The following is a 20,000-nucleotide window of genomic DNA, read 5'->3' as shown; positions in this document are numbered from 1 at the left end:
AAAGCGTAACAGCTCACTGGTCTAAATAAGGGTCTTCGCGCCGAAAATGTAACGGGGCTCAAGCCATACACCGAAGCTGTGGATTTACTCTTATGAGTAAGTGGTAGCGGAGCGTTCCGTAAGCCTGTGAAGGGAGACTCGTGAGAGCTCCTGGAGGTATCGGAAGTGAGAATGCTGACATGAGTAACGATAAAGGGAGTGAGAGACTCCCTCGCCGAAAGTCCAAGGGTTCCTGCTTAAAGTTAATCTGAGCAGGGTGAGTCGGCCCCTAAGGCGAGGCCGAAAGGCGTAGTCGATGGGAACCACGTTAATATTCGTGGACCTGTGGGAAGTGACGGATTGCGTAAATTGTAAGGTCTTATTGGATTGATCTTGCAGTGAAGCGATTCCAGGAAATAGCTCCCACTTATAGACCGTACCCGAAACCGACACAGGTGGACAGGTAGAGAATACTAAGGCGCTTGAGAGAACTACGTTGAAGGAACTCGGCAAATTGCACGCGTAACTTCGGAAGAAGCGTGACCCTTTAGCGGGCAACCGTTAAAGGGTGGCACAGACCAGGGGGTAGCGACTGTTTACCAAAAACACAGGGCTCTGCGAAGTCGCAAGACGATGTATAGGGTCTGACGCCTGCCCGGTGCTGGAAGGTTAAGAGGAGATGTGCAAGCATTGAATTGAAGCCCCAGTAAACGGCGGCCGTAACTATAACGGTCCTAAGGTAGCGAAATTCCTTGTCGGGTAAGTTCCGACCTGCACGAATGGCGTAACGACTTCCCCGCTGTCTCCAACGTAGACTCAGTGAAATTGAATTCCCCGTGAAGATGCGGGGTTCCTGCGGTTAGACGGAAAGACCCCGTGCACCTTTACTATAGCTTTACACTGGCATTTGTGGCGATATGTGTAGGATAGGTGGTAGACTTTGAAGCAGGGGCGCAAGCCTTTGTGGAGTCGTCCTTGAAATACCACCCTTATCGACATGGATGTCTAACTGCGGTCCGTTATCCGGATCCAGGACAGTGTATGGTGGGTAGTTTGACTGGGGCGGTCGCCTCCTAAAGAGTAACGGAGGCGCGCGATGGTAGGCTCAGAACGGTCGGAAATCGTTTGTTGAGTGCAATGGCATAAGCCTGCCTGACTGTGAGACTGACAAGTCGAGCAGAGTCGAAAGACGGTCATAGTGATCCGGTGGTCCCGTGTGGAAGGGCCATCGCTCAACGAATAAAAGGTACGCCGGGGATAACAGGCTGATGACCCCCAAGAGTCCATATCGACGGGGTTGTTTGGCACCTCGATGTCGACTCATCGCATCCTGGGGCTGGAGCAGGTCCCAAGGGTATGGCTGTTCGCCATTTAAAGCGGTACGTGAGTTGGGTTCAGAACGTCGTGAGACAGTTCGGTCCCTATCTGCCGTGGGTGTAGGAATATTGACAGGATCTGTCCCTAGTACGAGAGGACCGGGATGGACGTATCTCTGGTGGACCTGTTGTGGCGCCAGCCGCATAGCAGGGTAGCTATATACGGACGGGATAACCGCTGAAGGCATCTAAGCGGGAAACCCACCTGAAAACGAGTATTCCCTGAGAACCGTGGTAGACTACCACGTTGATAGGTCAGGTGTGGAAGTGTGGTAACATATGAAGCTTACTGATACTAATCGTTCGATCGGCTTGATCGTTCTCATTCCCTCTATTCATTTTAAGCAATAAAACAAATTAAAATATCATATGAGACAACTTCTCTTTCTTTCTATGCTCTTCGCTGACTTGGTGGTTATGGCGGAGCGCCTGCACCCGATCCCATCCCGAACTCGGCCGTGAAACGTTCCAGCGCTGATGGTACTTTGTCTTAAGGCACGGGAGAGTAAGTCGCTGCCAGGTCTGCTAAGCGCATAGAAATAATTCTTCAACACTCTTCAAAAAATATCTACAAATCGTCGTATTCTTGCTGCGACAATTCTTTAATGACGCGGGGTGGAGCAGCCCGGTAGCTCGTCAGGCTCATAACCTGAAGGCCGCAGGTTCAAATCCTGCCCCCGCAACCAATCTTGTTCCCACAGACTCTCTTGCCACAAACACTCTTGTGTGCACAAAATAACCCTAAAAATAAACGCAAAAAGAGACAAATAGCTAAAAAACACAAAAACTAATGCCTCTTCGTAGAGCTCGCATCTGCCTCTTCGTATCCTTATCTCTTTTGGAAAATAATAAAAAACCGGAAGATAATCCATTCTCCTCTGTTCCCTGTAGATTAACTTGCCGGATCTTGAAAAAATGATGCGACTTGAAAAAATAATGCGACAGGGAACAACAAAATATCCCAGGATGCTTCAAATAAAAGGATTTTAATAAAAAAGCTGCACACGCGGTGCAGCTTTTGTAAAAGCGCTCTTCTTTGGGAGAGTGCTTACATGATGACAAATATCTTTTGTCTCAAAATCTCAGTCTTTAAAATCTGTAAGAATGACAACGTCTCTTATGACCATAATATCCAGAAATGCTCGCAATTAAAGCTCCAAGAAGGCTAGCAAAAAAACTCCACAAACCAATCTTAGAAGCCTTGTCAATAGCTTTATCGGCAAGCTCAAGACCGTTTTTGGCTACTTTATCAACATTATGTGAGAGACCTTCTACTTGTTTGTTCAGGGATTGAATAGCCTCTTTAGTCTTCTTGTTCGCTGTTTGATAAACTTCAATCGCACGCTCTGCAGTCTTTTCTGCTTCAGCTTGTGACAGCCCATTGTTGGTCAAGTGATGGATGACATCACGACGATCAATTTGACTATTGAGCTTGTTAACACGATCCGAAAGACGTTCGCCAAGCTGTTTAACCAAAAGACGATAGTTAGAAGGATCATTCTTAAAAGATGTGATGGTCGAACGTATATCTTTGATTGATCCCCTATAAGCATTATAGAGATTGTCCGGATTGAGGGCTGGAATATCGCTCTTATTTAAAAGTGCCTGTAAGTCATTGCTGAGTTTGTTAAAATCAAACAGAGCATTATTTTTATCGTTGAAAAAATCTTCAAAATTCTTACCATCCGTGAGCGAGACAAGTTTCCCACCTTCCGAACCAAAACCACTGATCGCTTGTCCCGTCGCACTGGCAACTCCTGAAACAGTCTTCGCTCCTAAATGAACTGCTCCAGAAAGTAAAACTGTACTTTGGATCGCCACTAAAAGCATAAAAAGCGCCCAGGTCAAAAAACCGTGAAGCGCTCCTGAGTGGCTCGCAAATCGACCAGCAATATAACCTCCAAGGCTGAAGCTTAGACAAAAAATAAGGATCGAACTCACGCCAATAGAAAGAAAACTATTCTCTAGCGAAAAGGGGGAAACAAAACTCATTTGGCTAAAACCTAAGGCGGCTAATAAAAAGGAAAAACAGACCGACGTTGCTAAAAGCGTTAGTAATCCAGCAAATATCGAGGACCAAGATAAAGTAGACGGAGTATAGTGACAACTCTCTGTCTCTAAAGAAAATTCGCCTGTAAAATGTCTCTCTAAGGGATGCTTCGTTGGGATCCGCGTTTCCATATCTCTCTCTCCTTCAATAATTCTTAATCTTAAAATGATCCAAACCAAATCTAGTTCCAAAAAAAAGCAAGAAGAGTAAATTAAATAAAAATGCTCAATCAATAGCCAGCATTAAGCCTCATCCCTCTGCACAGTAAAAGAAAAAAGAAAACAATCAAAAATCAACAGTAAAATTGCTTACGCTTCTCAAAACCATCATGCAGACCCTAGATTATAAGAGAAACTAAAAAATCCTTGCAAAATCCCCTCATAACAATCAAACTCTAAAAAAAGAAAAACTGAAAAGAAGCTCCTTAAATACAAAGACAAAAACTATAATAATAGCCCAAAAACTTAAAACAATTGTCAAAAAATTATAGAGTGATTGAAAGTATAAATAAGCTATTCTTAAAAATCTTAGCTGGAAAAAAATCTTAAAACTTTATTCAGAGGAGCTCAAAAAGAAGAGAAAATCATGCAGTGAAAATCGTGCAAATGTAGATAACAAAATTCCTTATTGGGGTCTGTTCATGATCATGCTAAGTTTATTTGTTCGATAGAATAAAAATTCTTATCCTATGGTTTCACTGTTTTGAGTTTCAATTTTTTAGATGTCTTGTTAAATTATATTGATTTTATGATCAATAATTTCGTGCTTGGTCGTATATATATACAAATGTAAGAGAAAAAGACCACACTGTTTAGATATATTCAATCTTGATGAGATTATTTTAAAGCGGAAAAAGGTTTAATTATTACTTATCAAATGGTTGGAGTTGTTCTCAATTCACTTGTGGAACCTGTTTCTGTTTATCCAACAATGGTTTTTTGTTGGTGATGAGCTTCTTTTAGAAAAACTATCTACCTTTATAGTCTCGCACCCATATTGCTAAGCTCAAGCAATATGGGAATACTTTTTCTTTTGAAAGTTATGGGATTAACGTTTGCATTTATATCTCGATCTTTGTTCTGGATAACTGTTGAAAATTTTAGTTTTTGTATGAGAGGAATTGGAGAAGTTTTTAAGATAATGATTTTAAAAGCGGGAGGAAAAGATTTTATCAGATACAGCTGTTTGTTCTGAAACGTATATTGATTTTTAGCTCTCCTTGATAGCATATCTGACGAAACAATTGATATCATTATAGGGGATATTTTGGTGGTGTATAACAGCAATTATATAAAGCCATTGCAGCGTTTGTTATGATAAGGTAGACACAATGATCTATAAACACACATTGCTGCTAGAGAAAAACAATGGCTATGACACAAGAAAGAACCAAAGCCCGTTTGCCCCGTGGTTTTATCGACCGCACAGGCGCGCAATTATATGCTATTGAAACAATGATTGCTCAAATTCGTGAAGTTTATGAACTTTACGGTTTTGAAGCATTGGAAACACCGATTTTCGAATATACGGATGTTCTTGGTAAATTCTTGCCCGATTCAGATCGACCAAATGCAGGTGTTTTTTCTTTGCAAGATGATGATGAGCAATGGATGTCTTTACGCTATGATTTGACAGCGCCGCTAGCTCGTTATTTTTCCGAGCATTTTGAAACTTTACCTAAGCCCTATCGAAGCTATCGTTATGGGTTTGTTTTTCGAAATGAGAAGCCGGGGCCAGGACGTTTTCGACAATTTATGCAATTTGATGCCGATATTGTTGGAGCGCCAACGGTGTTGGCTGATGCGGAAATCTGCATGATGGCAGCGGATAGTTTAGAAAAATTAGGTATTCAGCAGAAAGATTATGTTATTCGTCTGAATAATCGGAAGATCTTGGATGGCGTTTTGGAGCTGGTTGGCCTCGGCGGCAAGGAACAGGAGGGAAAACGCTTAACTGTTCTGAGAGCTATTGATAAGCTCGATAAATTTGGTTCAGAAGGGGTTCGCTTGCTTTTGGGAAAGGGGCGTTTGGATGAAAGTGGTGACTTTACCAAAGGAGCGGGACTAAAGGAAAAGGAAATTGAGTGTATTCTTGCTTTGATGGCTGTTGGTGCTGAAACGGCTGAGGAAACAATTAATAATCTGAAAAAGATGGTTGGACATAGTGCTCAAGGGCTTGAAGGGATCTGTGAGCTTGAAGAAATGCAAGCGATTTTTTCTGAAAATGGCTATCAGCAATGTGTCAAAATTGATCCATCAGTTGTGCGAGGATTAGAATATTATACAGGACCTGTTTTTGAAGCTGCACTGCTTTTTGATATTTTTAATGATGATGGGCAAAAAGTTGTGTTTGGATCTGTTGGTGGAGGGGGACGTTATGATGGGTTAGTTGCTCGCTTTCGTGGGGAAAATGTTCCAGCAACGGGTTTTTCTATTGGTGTTTCGCGTTTGATATCTGCTTTGCAAAATCTTGGCAAACTTCCTGTGAAGGAAACGATAGGTCCCGTTGTGGTTTTAATGATGGATAAAGAACCAGAAGCTCTTGTGCGTTATCAAAAAATGGTGATGCGTTTGCGCCAAGCAGGTATTCGATCTGAACTGTATTTAGGTGCATCAGGAATTAAAGCACAGATGAAATATGCTGATCGACGTCATGCGCCTTGCGTAGTTATTCAGGGAGGACAAGAACGTCAAGAGGGAAAGGTTCAGATCAAAGATTTGGTCGAAGGAGCGCGTTTATCCCATGAAATTAAAGATAATCAGACATGGCGTGAGAGCCGCCCAGCACAAGTAACTGTTGATGAAGATCAATTCGTTCAAACAGTTCAAAATATTCTCATTGCTCAAAAATCACAAAATTTTTAGGAGCTCAAAAACCTTAAAAATCCCTTCCTTTTTATATCAAATGAAGGAAGGGAGAAAAAATCAGAGAGGAAAATAATCGCTGCAATTACCCTTGCAGGGCCTTTAAAATATTTTGCGGTGAGGAGACTTCATAAGGATCTGTGGCACAATTATCTGATGCACCTGCCTCTTCAAACCATTGTTCAATCACTCCGTCTTGAATGACAGCAGCATAGCGCCATGACCGCATGCCAAAACCAATGTTATCTTTGGCAACCAACATTCCCATTCTTCGTGTAAATTCACCTGATCCATCGGGAATGAGTTTCACATTTTTAATGCCTTGACTTTTTCCCCATGCATTCATAACAAAAGCATCATTTACGGAAATACAATAAATTTCATCAATACCTACTTTTTTAAAGTCATCATAGAGTTTTTCAAAATCAGGAAGTTGAAAAGTTGAGCAGGTGGGTGTAAAGGCCCCAGGCAGAGAGAAAAGAATAACTCGTTTCCCTTTGAAATAAGTGTCACTGTTGACATTTTGCCACCGATAAGGATTATCACCACTGATTGATTCATCGCGAACACGTGTGTGGAAGGTAACATTGGGAACTTTTTTTCTAAGCATGATTGCACTCCTGTGCTTTATATAAGAAGAGTATCTCCGAAAATTTTGAGTTTTGTTTTACATTTAAGAATGTCCTATAGTTCCTTTAATTTGCAGGTATTTTATGTTTACGTCAAGAGGAATTAATGATCAATTTTAAGGAAATGTTCGTGTTCAAATCAAATAATAATGCTTTGCAGGCATCATGATGACGGTGAATATTATCCCGACGACAGCTTTTAAAGATCAACAGCTGGGGACATCTGGTTTGCGGAAAAAGGTGTCGATTTTTCAACAGCCTCATTATGTTGAAAATTTTATTCAATCTATTTTTAATACTGTGGGACCTCTTGAGGGAAAATTGCTCATTTTGGGAGGAGATGGACGCTATTTGAATCGCAAGCTTATTCAGACCGTATTGAAAATGGCTGCTGCTAATGGTGTTGGATGTATTAAAGTCGGTAAAGGAGGGATTTTATCCACACCTGCTGTTTCGCATCTCATTCGCAAGTATCATGCCCATGGCGGTATTATTCTCTCGGCAAGTCATAATCCTGGGGGAGAACAGGGTGATTGCGGGATAAAATATAATATTTCTCAGGGAGGGCCAGCACCTACTTCTTTGTGTAATGCTATTTTTGCTGCATCACAACATTTGTCTTTTTATAAAATTATTGATGCTTCAGAGATCGACTTAGATAGGCAAGGAACGGTATTTATCGGGTCTATGCAGGTTGATATCATTGATCCTGTTGCTGATTATAGTGCGCTGATGCAGGAAATTTTTGATTTTGAGTGTATTGCTCAAGCGGTTTCTGAGGGATTAACTTTCCGATTTGATGCAATGCATGCTGTGACAGGCCCTTATGCGCAAGAAATTTTTGAAAAATGCTTAGGATTTCCTGAAGGAACAGTAGTTCATGGGGTTCCTTTACCAGATTTTGGTGGCAAACATCCAGATCCGAATTTGGTTCACGCTAAGGATTTGTATGATTTATTAATGTCTGAGCAAGGACCGGATTTGGGAGCTGCTTCTGATGGTGATGGGGATCGTAATCTCATTATTGGTCGTCAACAATTTATCAATCCTTCTGATTCTCTTGCGATTATGGTTGATCATGCTTCTTTAATTAAAGGATATCGACAAGGTCTTGTGGGAGTTGCACGCTCTATGCCAACCGGGCGTGCTGTCGATTGCGTTGCAAAGAAAAAGGGATTGAATTTGTTTGAAACCTCAACGGGATGGAAATTTTTCGGAACACTTCTAGATGCTGGAAAAATAACTTTTTGTGGGGAAGAAAGCTTTGGTACAGGGTCAGATCATGTGCGTGAAAAAGATGGATTATGGGCTGTTTTGTTCTGGCTAAATCTTCTTGCTGTTACAAAAAAAACCGTGGCGCAAATTGCTCAACAGCATTGGTATACCTACGGACGCTTTTATTTTTCACGGTATGATTATGAAGAGATAGAAGCCCACAAAGCTTTTGCAATGGTAGAACAATTATCCGAATGCTTACCAGAGCCAGGTACAAAAATAGCTGGATTAACGGTCAAGAAAGCTGATGATTTTGTTTATCATGATCCCGTTGATCATAGTGTGAGTATACGGCAAGGGGTCCGTATTTTTTTTGATCATGGAGCACGTTTAGTGGTTCGTCTTTCTGGGACAGGAACAACGGGAGCTCTTGTTCGGCTTTATCTTGAACAGTATGAGGGTGATCCCTGTAAGCACAATCAAGATCCGCAAAAAGTTCTTCAACCTTTAAAGCAAGCCGCTTTTGAGGTATTAAAAATCAAACATCATTTAGGACGCGAACAGCCGGATATTATTACATAAACACTTTTTTCTTTGGCAATAATTCTTTTCTTATTGTGGCTGAATCATTTTTTTAGGGTCAACAAGTCGATCATAATCAGCGGCAGAAACACCTGCTTTTAAAGCTTCCTCACGGAGACTTGTTCCATTTTTATAGGCTGTTTTGGCGATTTCAGCTGCTTTTTCATACCCAATTTCTGGAGCAAGAGCAGTAACCAACATGAGAGAACGTTCCATCAAAGCGTGAATATGTTCTCTATTTGCTTGTAATCCTTGGATACAATATGTATCGAAAGAGCGCATACAATCTCCTAAAAGATTGAGTGATTGCATCACATTATATCCAATGACCGGCTTATAGACATTCAGTTCAAAATGTCCCTGGCTGGCGGCAAATGTGATACTACTATGGTTGCCAAATACTTGACAAGCGACCATAGTCAGAGCTTCACACTGTGTCGGATTGACTTTTCCTGGCATGATAGAAGAACCTGGTTCGTTTTCCGGAAGGCTCAATTCACCTAGTCCTGAACGTGGGCCCGATCCTAAGAAACGAATGTCGTTGGCAATTTTAAACAGGTCAGCTGCTAAAGCATTGAGGCTGCCATGAAAATGTGTAAGAGCCCCGTGATGAGCAAGCGCTTCAAATTTATTATGAGCGGTTTTGAAAGTAATTCCTGTGAGGGTGCTTATTGTTTTGGCAAATGCGTCATCAAAGCCTAATGGAGCATTGAGACCTGTTCCGACGGCTGTGCCTCCTTGAGCAAGCATTTGAACATCAGTGAGCGCTGTTTCAATTCGTGTGCGATTGGCTTCTAGAGCGGCGCGATAGCCTGAAAATTCTTGCCCTAATGTGAGAGGTGTCGCATCTTGAGTATGGGTCCGTCCGATTTTGATGATGTCGGAAAATTCTTTTTCTTTTTTCTGTAGGCTCCCAATAAGAGCATCAAGAGCTGGTAACAGATGTTGGCGTGTTTGCAGTGTGGTAGCAATATGTAAGGCTGTGGGAAAGGAATCGTTTGAGGATTGACTCATATTTACGTGATCATTCGGGTGAACCGGTTTTTTGCTTCCAAGAGCCCCTCCCAAAAGTACGTTAGCATGATTGGCAATGACTTCATTGACATTCATATTGCTTTGTGTGCCGGAACCTGTTTGCCAAACAGAAAGAGGAAAATGGGCATCGAATTTTCCTGCAAGGACTTCATCAGCCGCAGTAACAATCGTTTGCCCGATATTTTGCGGAAGTTTCCCTTTTTCCATATTAACGAGGGCTGCAGCTTTTTTAATAAGAGTTAAGGCATAAATCAGGGTCAAAGGTTGTTTTTCTATGCCTATATTAAAATGATGAAGAGAACGTTCAGTTTGTGCTCCCCAATAACGATCATTGCGTACGGTGATTGTTCCAAAGCTATCGGTTTCTTGACGAGTTTTAAGCATGACGATTCCTACTAATTCATTTAAATTTTTTTATACTATAAATTAATCAAAAAAATAAGTGCTAAAATTTTACACGGAAGACTATGAAAAGGTGCAGGTTAATTTTAATGAGAACCCTTGACATGGGAATACGCCATGTTTATATTCGCTTTATTGTTAGCACTCGTCACAAGAGAGTGCTAACAGGAACTTAAGATTAATTCAGTTATATTAAGTTTTAAGGATATAAAACATGGCTAATATACAATTCCGCCCACTTCACGATCGTGTCGTTGTTCGTCGGGTTGAATCTGAAAATAAAACAGCTGGTGGGATTATCATCCCTGATACAGCAAAGGAAAAACCTCAAGAAGGTGAAATTATTGCGGTTGGAAATGGTGCTCTCGATGATAGTGGAAAGCGCGTTCCTCTAGAAGTGAAAGCAGGAGACCGTGTCTTGTTTGGGAAATGGTCTGGAACTGAAGTTAAGATTAATGGTGAAGACCTCTTAATCATGAAAGAGTCTGATATTATGGGAATTTTGGGTTAATCCAATTTCTCAATTATTTTGTTTGATTATTTAAGACAACTCCAAGGAGAAATTAGATGGCTGCTAAAGAAGTCAAATTTGGCCGTGAAGCGCGTGAGCGCTTATTGCGCGGTGTTGATATCCTTGCTAATGCTGTTAAGGTAACGCTCGGCCCTAAAGGACGCAATGTGGTGATTGATAAATCATTTGGTGCGCCTCGTATCACAAAAGATGGTGTATCCGTTGCAAAAGAAATTGAATTAGAAGATAAGTTCGAAAATATGGGCGCACAAATGTTGCGCGAAGTGGCTTCGAAAACCAACGACATTGCAGGTGATGGAACAACAACGGCTACTGTTTTAGGACAAGCGATTGTACAAGAAGGTGTAAAAGCCGTTGCTGCTGGGATGAATCCAATGGATCTCAAGCGTGGGATTGATGCTGCTGTTGAAGAAGTTGTTGAGAATCTTTTCAAAAAAGCGAAAAAAATTCAAACTTCAGCAGAAATTGCACAAGTTGGAACGATTTCTGCAAATGGTGCCGTTGAAATTGGAAAAATGATTGCCGATGCTATGGAAAAAGTAGGCAATGAAGGCGTCATCACGGTAGAAGAAGCAAAAACAGCTGAAACTGAATTAGAAGTTGTTGAAGGTATGCAATTTGACCGTGGCTATTTGTCTCCTTACTTTGTGACAAATGCTGAAAAAATGGTTGCTGATCTTGATGATCCTTATATTCTTATTCATGAAAAGAAATTGTCTAATTTGCAATCTTTGCTTCCTGTTCTTGAAGCAGTTGTACAATCGGGTAAACCTCTGCTTATTATCGCAGAAGACGTGGAAGGTGAGGCTTTGGCAACCCTCGTGGTTAATAAACTGCGTGGTGGTTTGAAAATCGCTGCTGTTAAAGCTCCAGGATTTGGTGATCGCCGTAAAGCGATGTTAGAGGATATTGCTATCTTAACATCGGGTCAGGTTATTTCTGAAGATGTTGGTATTAAGCTTGAAAATGTTACCTTAGATATGCTTGGACGTGCAAAGAAAGTTAACATCACTAAAGAAAACACAACCATTATTGATGGTGCTGGACACAAGGCTGAAATTACTGCACGTGTTAACCAGATTAAGGCGCAGATTGAGGAAACAACTTCTGATTATGATCGTGAAAAACTGCAAGAAAGACTCGCAAAACTTGCTGGTGGTGTTGCCGTTATTCGCGTTGGTGGTGCAACAGAAGTTGAAGTGAAAGAAAAGAAAGACCGTGTTGATGATGCCTTGAATGCAACACGAGCAGCTGTAGAAGAAGGTATTGTTGCTGGTGGTGGAACTGCTCTCTTGCGTGCTGCAAATGCGTTGACTGTCAAAGGAAAGAATCCTGATCAAGAGGCTGGTATCCACATTGTACGTCGCGCTTTGCAAGCGCCAGCACGTCAGATCGCGATGAATGCAGGTGAAGAAGCAGCAATTATTGTTGGCAAGGTATTGGAAAATAATTCAGATACGTTTGGTTACAACACTGCAACAGGACAATTTGGTGACTTAATTGCTTTGGGAATTGTTGATCCAGTAAAAGTTGTTCGCTCTGCTTTACAGAATGCTGCATCAATTGCAAGCCTTCTCATCACAACGGAAGCGATGGTTGCTGAACTTCCAAAGAAAGATACACCGATGCCTCCAATGGGCGGTGGCGGAATGGGCGGAATGGGCGGAATGGATTTCTAATGCCTATAAGCCAAAGATAAAAGAGAAACGGGCCAGTAGGCCCGTTTTTCTTATGTTTTTTCTTTAATTTTATTCTTAAATCAACTAACAAATTTTTGCTCATTTAAGTGTATCTTATGTTCAATAGGTCTTTTTTCTTGTCTTGTTGTACGCGTGATTTACTTGTATGTGTGATTTACGATAAATAATTTTTCTTGAACAAAGGCGAGATGTATGACTCAATTGCCTCAGTGTCCTCAGTGTGATGGTCTTTATACTTATGAAGACAATGGTCATTTTATTTGTCCTGAATGTGCGTATGAGTGGCCTCAAAACAGTAATGAAGAGCTTCCTATCTCTTTTGAAGTTTATGATGCTAATGGTCAGCTTTTAGCAAATGGTGATAGCGTGATGGTCATTAAAGATCTTAAAGTGAAGGGTTCTTCATCTGTTTTAAAAAGTGGTACAAAGGTTAAGAATATTCGTTTAGTAGAGGGAAATCATAATATTGATTGCAAAATACCTGGAATTGGTCAGATGGCTTTAAAGTCAGAATTTGTAAAAAAAGTTTAATCCCAAAAATTATCATCCTATAATAATGAATCTTCCTCTCAATAATAAAAAGAAGAGAAAGAAAAAATCATCAAAATACTTATTTTACTTTGCAAGAAGTATAAAATTCATACTTTTTATTTTTTATTATAGAAAGAAATATTCTTCTTTTTATTCTGTACTATTCTTTATGCATTTCATAAGCGTTTTTGAAAAAATATATTGTTAACGTCAAAAGTTCATGAGCAGAGGCATAAAAGAAGAGAGAGCACAATAATAATAAAAAAAATAATAAAATATTATTGTGTCTTGGATCTTGTTGGTTAAGAATTTACGCTATTAGTGAAGAATGCAATGAATGCCGAATAAGAGAAAAATATCTTCTATCGGGATTTTATGAGACTATAGTTTGTGCTGCTGCACTTGACCTTACCGTTAGTTATCCCATTTTTTCTCTTTTGCATTCATGGTATAATACGCATCTGTTCCAAATTCAGTATAAAATATTTAGTCAATAGTTTTTATTGTAAAGAAATATAAGTATATGATTATGCAAGAATTATACTATTTATAAAATTTGTGATTCAATGTTGCATCAAAATATAAGGAAGAGTTTATGAGCGCATCAGCAATCAATGTTCAATCAGATGTCAGGAATATCGCTTTAAATTTTCCAATTCCTGAAAATGTATTTGCGCTTACTGTTCAGGAAGTTTATCATTATACGGATAATTTATTTAAATTTCGCCTTAATCGTCCGGAAAGTTTTCGTTTTCGTTCAGGCGAATTTGTGATGATTGGTTTGCCAAATGCAGAAAAGCCAATTTATCGTGCTTATTCGATTGCAAGTCCATATTGGGATGAACAGCTTGAGTTTTTTTCGATCAAAGTTCCAGGGGGGCCATTAACAGAACATCTTCAAAAAATTAAAATTGGTGATACAGTTTTAATGCGTAAAAAGTCGACTGGAACTTTAGTTCTTGATGCTCTTATCCCTGGGAAGCGTCTTTATCTTTTTTCAACAGGGACAGGTGTTGCTCCTTTTGCAAGTCTTATTCGTGATCCTGAAACATATGAAAAATTTTCCCAAGTAGTACTTATTCAAACAACACGTGAGTGTAATGAACTGACATATGCGAAAGATCTTGTTGCTTCCTTACAGTATGATCCATTAGTTGGTGAATATGTAAAACAGTTGAAATTTTATCCCATGACCACTCGTGAACCTTCAGAATATATGGGACGCATTACTACTGTTATGGAAAGCGGTGCTTTTTTCGAAAGAACTGGATTGCCGAAAATCAATCCCACGGAGGACCGTGTTATGATTTGTGGTTCAATAGCAATGTTGAAGGATTGTGCTAGGTTATGTGAAACCTTTGGTCTTGTTGAAGGAGCCAATAATGCCCCAGCGACTTATGTTTTAGAACGTGCTTTTGTGGGGTAAGAAAGCAATTGGTTTTACAGTATGAAAGTTGCTTATTAATTTTTAAATTTTTCTATTCCGATTTATTTGAGGAAGCATTTCAATAAACGATCTCTGTAAACTCTATTCGTTAGATGAATACAGAGAGTGATAAGATATTATTTATATAGCTTTCTATAAGAAAAATTATATTTGAAAAAAGATAATGTAGGATTTGAAGAAAGGTGAGTTCATCAGCAATTTCGGCTAAAAATTAAGGTATACATAAAAGGTATGCGTAATTTGTAATATCTTACTTATTTGATATGAGTATATGCGTAGGAAAATTATTGCCTTTATATATAATCATAATAAATGAGGAGTGATGATGCATTGTGATAGTATAAATTATCCTTTGATAATGGTATTCTTTTTTCATAAAAAGATATTCTGTGTATATAAGCAAAGAACAAAACAATATACAAGAAGAGAGCGAATAGTTCTTGAAATTAAATAAAACCCGCGTTATGTCGATATTATGGAAAAGAAATTTAAAGTTGCTGCTCTTTATTGCTTTGCAGATTTGAAACATTATAGTCAATTGCAAAAGCCTTTGCTGGATTTATGTCAGACAAATGGCATTAAGGGAACTCTTCTTTTAGCAAAAGAGGGGATCAACGGCACTGTTGCTGGTTCTTGCAGTGCAATTGAAAAGTTAATAAATTTTATTACTTCAGAGCCTGCATTTCAAATACCCGAGATTAAATATTCATGGGCTTCAAAAATGCCTTTTCATCGTTTGAAGGTGCGGCTAAAAAAAGAAATTGTAACAATGGGGGTTGAAGATGTTAACCCGTTAAAAGTTGTTGGAACTTATGTAGAGCCTGAAGATTGGAATGCTCTTATTCAAGATGAAGAAACACTTTTAATCGATACACGTAATGATTATGAATATGCGCTTGGGAGTTTTCAAGGAGCAATTGATCCCTGTATTAAAACATTTCGCGAATTTCCTGAGTGGATTATGAAGCACGAAAGTGATTTGAAAAAGAAAAAGAAAATTGCCATGTTTTGTACAGGAGGTATTCGGTGTGAAAAATCAACGGCTTATGTACGTAGCCTTGGTTATGATCAAGTTTATCACTTAAAAGGCGGTATCCTCAAATATTTGGAAACTATCCCAAAAGAAAAAAGCTTGTGGCAGGGAGAGTGTTTCGTTTTTGACGAGCGCGTTTCTGTAGGGCATGGTCTTGAAGAATGTGGACGCGAATTGTGTCGCGCTTGTCGTTCTCCTCTTAGTGCTGAAGATAAGTTATCTTCTCATTATGAAGAAGGTGTCTCTTGTGATGCTTGTTATAATACGCGGGATGAAAGTGATAGACAACGCTTTCGGGAACGTCATAGACAATTTCAGTTGCTAAAATTGCGTGCAACCTATCCTTATTGTTAACAATAAAAGCCTTCTTTTTGTTTATGCAACTTTTAAACAGGAGAATATTTTGAGACTGAACACTATCCAATAATTAAGAGCACAAGCTTGTTCCTGTATCTGGATTGGATGTTTCTTTTTTACATCATTTTTTGATTAAAAATTAAAAAAGTTTTAAAATTAAAAAAAATGATTGAAATGAATAAAAATTGGCTTTATACGCGGTGTTGCCCAAAGTCGCACGTGCCTGTGGGTGTCCGCTGGTTCTCAAATGGTGAGATTAACCGGTACGGTACCTGGAACTAACCGCTCCAGTCATTCTTACGACCAATCGAAAGGATGAGGACATCTTGAAGCAACGACGGTGCGGGCCTTTCTGGTGTCTTCCAGCTGTTCAAATGCTGGGATAACTATAGAGGCACACCTCATTGCCTTCAGTGCGGAATTGGTTTCTCAACTCCAATCAAAAAGGCAGACAACGTAAAGCAACGCGTTTTTCGCGCTGTTTTTTCGTGGCATGCAATGCTGATTTCTTCCTGGTTGCTTTTTAATCAGGTGAGAGAGTCGGTGTATGTCTTTTGTTTTTTGCTGCTAGCAGCGTTTGCTGCTTATTGGCGTAAAGTAGGGATATCTTGTTCCTAGGGAGAAATGCAAATGGCAACGCAACGTATTCGCGATTTTCTTGCAACACACCGTTCTGAAGGTCCATGTTTGGTTGTTGATCTTGATGTTGTTCATGAAAATTATTTAAATTTTGAAAAAGCTCTTCCACAGTCACGTATTTTCTATGCAATCAAAGCAAATCCAGCACCTGAGATTTTGCGTTTGCTTGTTTCTTTAGGATCGTCTTTTGATGCTGCTTCCATAGCAGAAATTGAAATGGCTTTAGAAGCAGGCGCTACCGCTGATCGTATTTCTTTTGGTAATACCATTAAAAAAGAGCGTGATATTGCACGTGCGTATGCGCTTGGTGTTTCACTTTATGCCGTTGATTGTCTTGAGGAGGTAGAAAAAGTTGCTTGTGCTGCCCCGGGAGCTCGTGTTTTTTGCCGAGTTCTTACTGATGGAGAAGGAGCAGAGTGGCCATTATCGCAAAAGTTTGGTTGTGTTCCTTCTATGGCTGCTGATGTCTTACGCTATGCACATCACTTAGGCTTGCAGGCACATGGTGTTTCCTTTCATGTAGGTTCTCAGCAGACAGATCTAAATGCATGGGATCGTGCTTTATCGGATACCGCTTTTGTTTTTAGATCTTTGGAACAAGAAGGTATCCAGTTACAATTAGTGAATATGGGGGGTGGTTTTCCGACGCGTTATTTGAAGGATATTCCGGCAGTGCAAACTTATGGTATGGCCATTTTTGATTCATTGAAAAAATATTTTGGTAATCGTATTCCTGAAACAATTATTGAGCCAGGGCGTGCGATGGTAGGTAATGCCGGCGTTATTCGCACAGAGGTCGTTCTTATCTCTAAAAAAGCAAAGAATGATAATGTCCGTTGGGTTTATCTTGATGTGGGCAAATTTAATGGTTTGACCGAAACTATGGATGAAGCTATTCGCTATCCTATTGAAACAGCTTATGATGATAAAGCAATGGAACCGTGTATTTTAGCTGGTCCTACATGCGATTCGGCAGATATTATGTATGAGAAAACGCCTTATTTGCTTCCTCTTTCTCTAACAATAGGTGATGAGCTATTGATTCATGGAACCGGTGCTTATACAACAACTTATGCATCTGTTGCATTTAATGGTTTTGAGCCTTTACGATCGTATGTAATTTAAGGTTTTATACATAAGGGATCTCTCTATTTTTGCCTAATGGGGTGCTTAAGATGCGGTTTAACGGGTGACAGAGATGAAAGAAATTCGTTTTCAAGCAAAAAATGGTGCATGCTTTACGCTGATGTCCGAGCAAGAAGCTGATAGTCCTCATCGGGAGAGACTTCTCGATTTGGTAATGGGAAAAGAACGTAAGCGTAAATCATCAGAAATCTTACGTTGCGGACGGTCTCCAGCTTTTGGCCTTTCCTTTGTTATTAAAAATTTTCTTGATGAGCTCGTGGGAAGTGTGCGTCTTTGGAATGTTACTTTCCACAAAGGGCAAAATGAAACCCAAGATGCTTTGCTTTTAGGGCCTTTAGCTGTTGCAGCTGAATATTCTGGTATAGGAATCGGGTCAGTTTTAATGCAGCATGCAATTGAAACAGCAAAAAAATTAGGTCATGGTGCTATTTTTCTCGTGGGAGATTCTGAATTTTATCAGCGTTTTGGTTTTTCAAATCACTTAACAAAAAATTTTACTATGCCTGGAGCTTATGAAAAACACCGTTTTCAAGCTTTGGAGTTGATACCTCAATATCTTATTGAGTGTCATGGTATTTTAGTTTCAAGTGGAGAATTACAGGATTTAAGCTGTAATCAGCATTGTAAAGTAGCTTAAATTTTAGAGCATTTCATTTTATTTGTTTGTTAGCAATAACGCTGAGGGTGCTTTTTCGTTTTTCATTCATTATTAGATGAAGCTATTTTAAAATATTCTCTTTATCAAAAACTCTTTTTGTTAGCTAAGAAGGCTAAGTTCTATTCTTTGAACTATCTTCCGTATCAGAATTTTCTGAATTCATCAAAAATGAATGCTTCCGATATCCTGAACTTGCATTTACAATAGTGGTGCTCGAACCGCTTTATCTAAGCTAAGAAGATTCATTATTTTAATAATAAATTCTATAGATGAATGAATTGCAGATTCTCACGATTCTTACGACACGGAAATAAATAAGGCGACGTAGAAATAAATAAGGTCAGAAATCCAGTTATTGCTAATCATTAATTTGCTATGAAACTCAAAATCTCATGTATCACACACTTGGGTATTTTGAATAACTCTGATACTATTCAAATCCTAGCACCATCACAAATCTCAATCAAAAATTATTCGCTCAATAAGTAAGATCATCGATATTTTAGCGATATGATTAAACTCTTTTATTGATACACTCAGTACCATAAATACCTGTCGTTTTTTATAACATGAAGCTTAATGGCTTGAAGGAATATCAGCAGATGGTGGTATTTTTTTAAGAAAAACGGTTAAGCAGGTTAAAATGCTAAAAAGAATAGTCATCATAAAGAAAATATCGCTAAAAGCCATGACTGTTGCTTGTGTAAAAGCTATACCAAAAAGTTGTAATAAGGCGAGGGCATGTGGATCAAACGTATAAGAATGGAAATACATAGTGAGCTTTGCAAGCATTTCAGTTGCTTGGATATTTCCTGCTTGAACGGTTTCAGCTATTCGTTGGTAATGGAGATCAGAGCGTTGCATCATAACAGTACCGATAATAGCAAGCCCTACTGCACCACCAAGATTGCGTGTTAAATTAAAAAGCCCAGAGGCATTTTTCATTCGCTCTGGTGATAATGAGCCAAAGGCAATGTTATTAATGGGAACCATACAGAGCATAATAGAGGACCCACGAAAAATTTGAGGCCAAAAGAGTTCCCAAAAATCCCAGTTGTCGGTAACGGCAGTGGCTAGCCAGGTGCCCCATGCAAAGGTGGTTAGTCCCATAGCGATCATAAGGCGTGGATCAATACGTGCTGAAAGAAATCCAGCTATAGGAGCGGTCAAAAACATAGCTAAACCTGAAATAAATAGCGTTTTTCCAATCATAAGAGCATCATAATGGCGTATTTGGCTTAAATAGACAGGATAAAGATAAGTAAGACCATAAAGCCCTATTCCAAGCATAAAGGAGAAAATTGCTGCAATCGAAAAATTTCGATTAGAAAAGGCTGTGAGATCAACAATTGGTTCTTCAGCAGTGAAAGCTCGCCAAAAGAATACACTAGCTGCTAAGATCATAATAATGAAAAGATTAAAAAGCAGCTGATCCTTTAACCAATCGTGACGTGCACCTTCTTCTAAAATATATTCTAATGATCCTAAGAAGGTTGCCATGGAGAGAAGACCCCACCAGTCAAATTTAGTTATTAGAGATGGTTCCGCTTTATCAAAATCAATTAATTTCCAAGTTAAAATTGAGATAATAATTCCAAAGGGTACATTAATAAGAAAAAGCCAATGCCACGATAAGACGTGACAAAGATATCCCCCTACTGTTGGACCAATCGTAGGTGCTAATGTTGCCACTAAACCAACGATGGGCGAAACTATTGACTGTTTAGAAGGAGGGAAAAGTGTATAGGAAGCAACAAAAACACTGGGAATAATACCTCCGCCAATAAAGCCTTGGAGTGCACGGTAAAAGGTCATCTGCTCAATA

General features: G+C 39.4%; 13 protein-coding genes, 1 tRNA gene and 2 rRNA genes (2 of these 16 cut by a window edge). 12 read left to right on the top strand and 4 right to left on the bottom strand.

The window, feature by feature from the left end:
* The 3 genes from ACJTDF_RS05605 to ACJTDF_RS05595 form a co-directional block, all read left to right on the top strand.
* Positions 1 to 1,675, top strand: a 23S ribosomal RNA gene (locus ACJTDF_RS05605) (it extends 1,139 nt beyond the left edge of the window).
* Positions 1,676 to 1,762: 87 nt separating this feature from the next.
* Positions 1,763 to 1,877, top strand: a 5S ribosomal RNA gene (gene rrf, locus ACJTDF_RS05600).
* An 87-nt stretch (positions 1,878 to 1,964) separates the two neighbouring features.
* Positions 1,965 to 2,041 (top strand) — tRNA-Met (locus ACJTDF_RS05595).
* Positions 2,042 to 2,444: 403 nt separating this feature from the next.
* Here the strand turns inward: ACJTDF_RS05595 and ACJTDF_RS05590 are convergent.
* Entirely contained in the window at positions 2,445 to 3,536 is a 1,092-nt protein-coding gene (locus ACJTDF_RS05590; protein WP_407965307.1) for a DUF3792 domain-containing protein, read from the bottom strand.
* Between the two features lie 1,236 nt (positions 3,537 to 4,772).
* On the opposite strand from ACJTDF_RS05590, the gene hisS reads away from it, so the two are divergent.
* A complete protein-coding gene (hisS, locus tag ACJTDF_RS05585) occupies positions 4,773 to 6,269 on the top strand; it encodes a histidine--tRNA ligase (protein ID WP_407965318.1) in 1,497 nt (498 codons plus the stop codon).
* 85 nt (positions 6,270 to 6,354) lie between these two features.
* Here the strand turns inward: hisS and ACJTDF_RS05580 are convergent, their stop codons facing one another.
* Positions 6,355 to 6,879 carry a peroxiredoxin gene (locus ACJTDF_RS05580; RefSeq protein WP_407965317.1) on the bottom strand — a complete coding sequence of 175 codons (525 nt, stop codon included), beginning with the start codon at positions 6,877 to 6,879 and terminating at the stop codon, positions 6,355 to 6,357.
* A gap of 187 nt (positions 6,880 to 7,066) precedes the next feature.
* Between ACJTDF_RS05580 and ACJTDF_RS05575 the strand changes: the two genes are divergently transcribed.
* Positions 7,067 to 8,695 (top strand): alpha-D-glucose phosphate-specific phosphoglucomutase, encoded by a 1,629-nt coding sequence (locus ACJTDF_RS05575; protein ID WP_407966231.1) that lies wholly within the window; start codon positions 7,067 to 7,069, stop codon positions 8,693 to 8,695.
* Between the two features lie 30 nt (positions 8,696 to 8,725).
* Here ACJTDF_RS05575 and fumC read toward each other — a convergent pair whose 3' ends face one another.
* The gene (fumC, locus tag ACJTDF_RS05570) at positions 8,726 to 10,114 is read right to left on the bottom strand and encodes a class II fumarate hydratase (RefSeq protein ID WP_407965316.1); all 1,389 of its coding nucleotides are present in this window, start codon (positions 10,112 to 10,114) and stop codon (positions 8,726 to 8,728) included.
* A gap of 232 nt (positions 10,115 to 10,346) precedes the next feature.
* Here fumC and groES point away from each other — a divergent pair, with 232 nt between their 5' ends.
* From groES to ACJTDF_RS05535, 7 genes are all read left to right on the top strand, one after another.
* Positions 10,347 to 10,643 carry a co-chaperone GroES gene (gene groES, locus ACJTDF_RS05565; protein WP_249677877.1) on the top strand — a complete coding sequence of 99 codons (297 nt, stop codon included), beginning with the start codon at positions 10,347 to 10,349 and terminating at the stop codon, positions 10,641 to 10,643.
* A 56-nt stretch (positions 10,644 to 10,699) separates the two neighbouring features.
* Positions 10,700 to 12,343 (top strand): chaperonin GroEL, encoded by a 1,644-nt coding sequence (gene groL / locus ACJTDF_RS05560; RefSeq protein WP_249677878.1) that lies wholly within the window; start codon positions 10,700 to 10,702, stop codon positions 12,341 to 12,343.
* 213 nt (positions 12,344 to 12,556) lie between these two features.
* Positions 12,557 to 12,895 (top strand): zinc ribbon domain-containing protein YjdM, encoded by a 339-nt coding sequence (locus tag ACJTDF_RS05555; RefSeq protein WP_407965315.1) that lies wholly within the window; start codon positions 12,557 to 12,559, stop codon positions 12,893 to 12,895.
* 595 nt (positions 12,896 to 13,490) lie between these two features.
* The gene (locus ACJTDF_RS05550) at positions 13,491 to 14,321 is read left to right on the top strand and encodes a ferredoxin--NADP reductase (protein ID WP_407965314.1); all 831 of its coding nucleotides are present in this window, start codon (positions 13,491 to 13,493) and stop codon (positions 14,319 to 14,321) included.
* A gap of 496 nt (positions 14,322 to 14,817) precedes the next feature.
* A complete protein-coding gene (locus ACJTDF_RS05545) occupies positions 14,818 to 15,729 on the top strand; it encodes a rhodanese-related sulfurtransferase (RefSeq protein ID WP_407965313.1) in 912 nt (303 codons plus the stop codon).
* A gap of 633 nt (positions 15,730 to 16,362) precedes the next feature.
* Positions 16,363 to 17,496, top strand: a complete 1,134-nt coding sequence (locus ACJTDF_RS05540) for a type III PLP-dependent enzyme (RefSeq protein WP_407965312.1) — start codon at positions 16,363 to 16,365, stop codon at positions 17,494 to 17,496.
* 73 nt (positions 17,497 to 17,569) lie between these two features.
* Positions 17,570 to 18,154 (top strand): GNAT family N-acetyltransferase, encoded by a 585-nt coding sequence (locus ACJTDF_RS05535; protein WP_407965311.1) that lies wholly within the window; start codon positions 17,570 to 17,572, stop codon positions 18,152 to 18,154.
* Positions 18,155 to 18,751: 597 nt separating this feature from the next.
* Here ACJTDF_RS05535 and ACJTDF_RS05530 read toward each other — a convergent pair.
* Positions 18,752 to 20,000, bottom strand: the 3' portion of a protein-coding gene (locus tag ACJTDF_RS05530) for a DHA2 family efflux MFS transporter permease subunit (RefSeq protein ID WP_407965310.1). Its footprint extends 326 nt past the window's final position; only the last 1,249 of its 1,575 coding nucleotides appear in the window; the start codon falls outside the window, past its right edge; the stop codon is at positions 18,752 to 18,754.

The sequence above is a fragment of the Bartonella bennetti genome (assembly GCF_045945445.1).
GTDB lineage: Bacteria > Pseudomonadota > Alphaproteobacteria > Rhizobiales > Rhizobiaceae > Bartonella.
The sequence above is the reverse complement of the archived record's forward strand: the minus strand, read 5'-3'. Positions and strand labels throughout refer to the sequence as shown.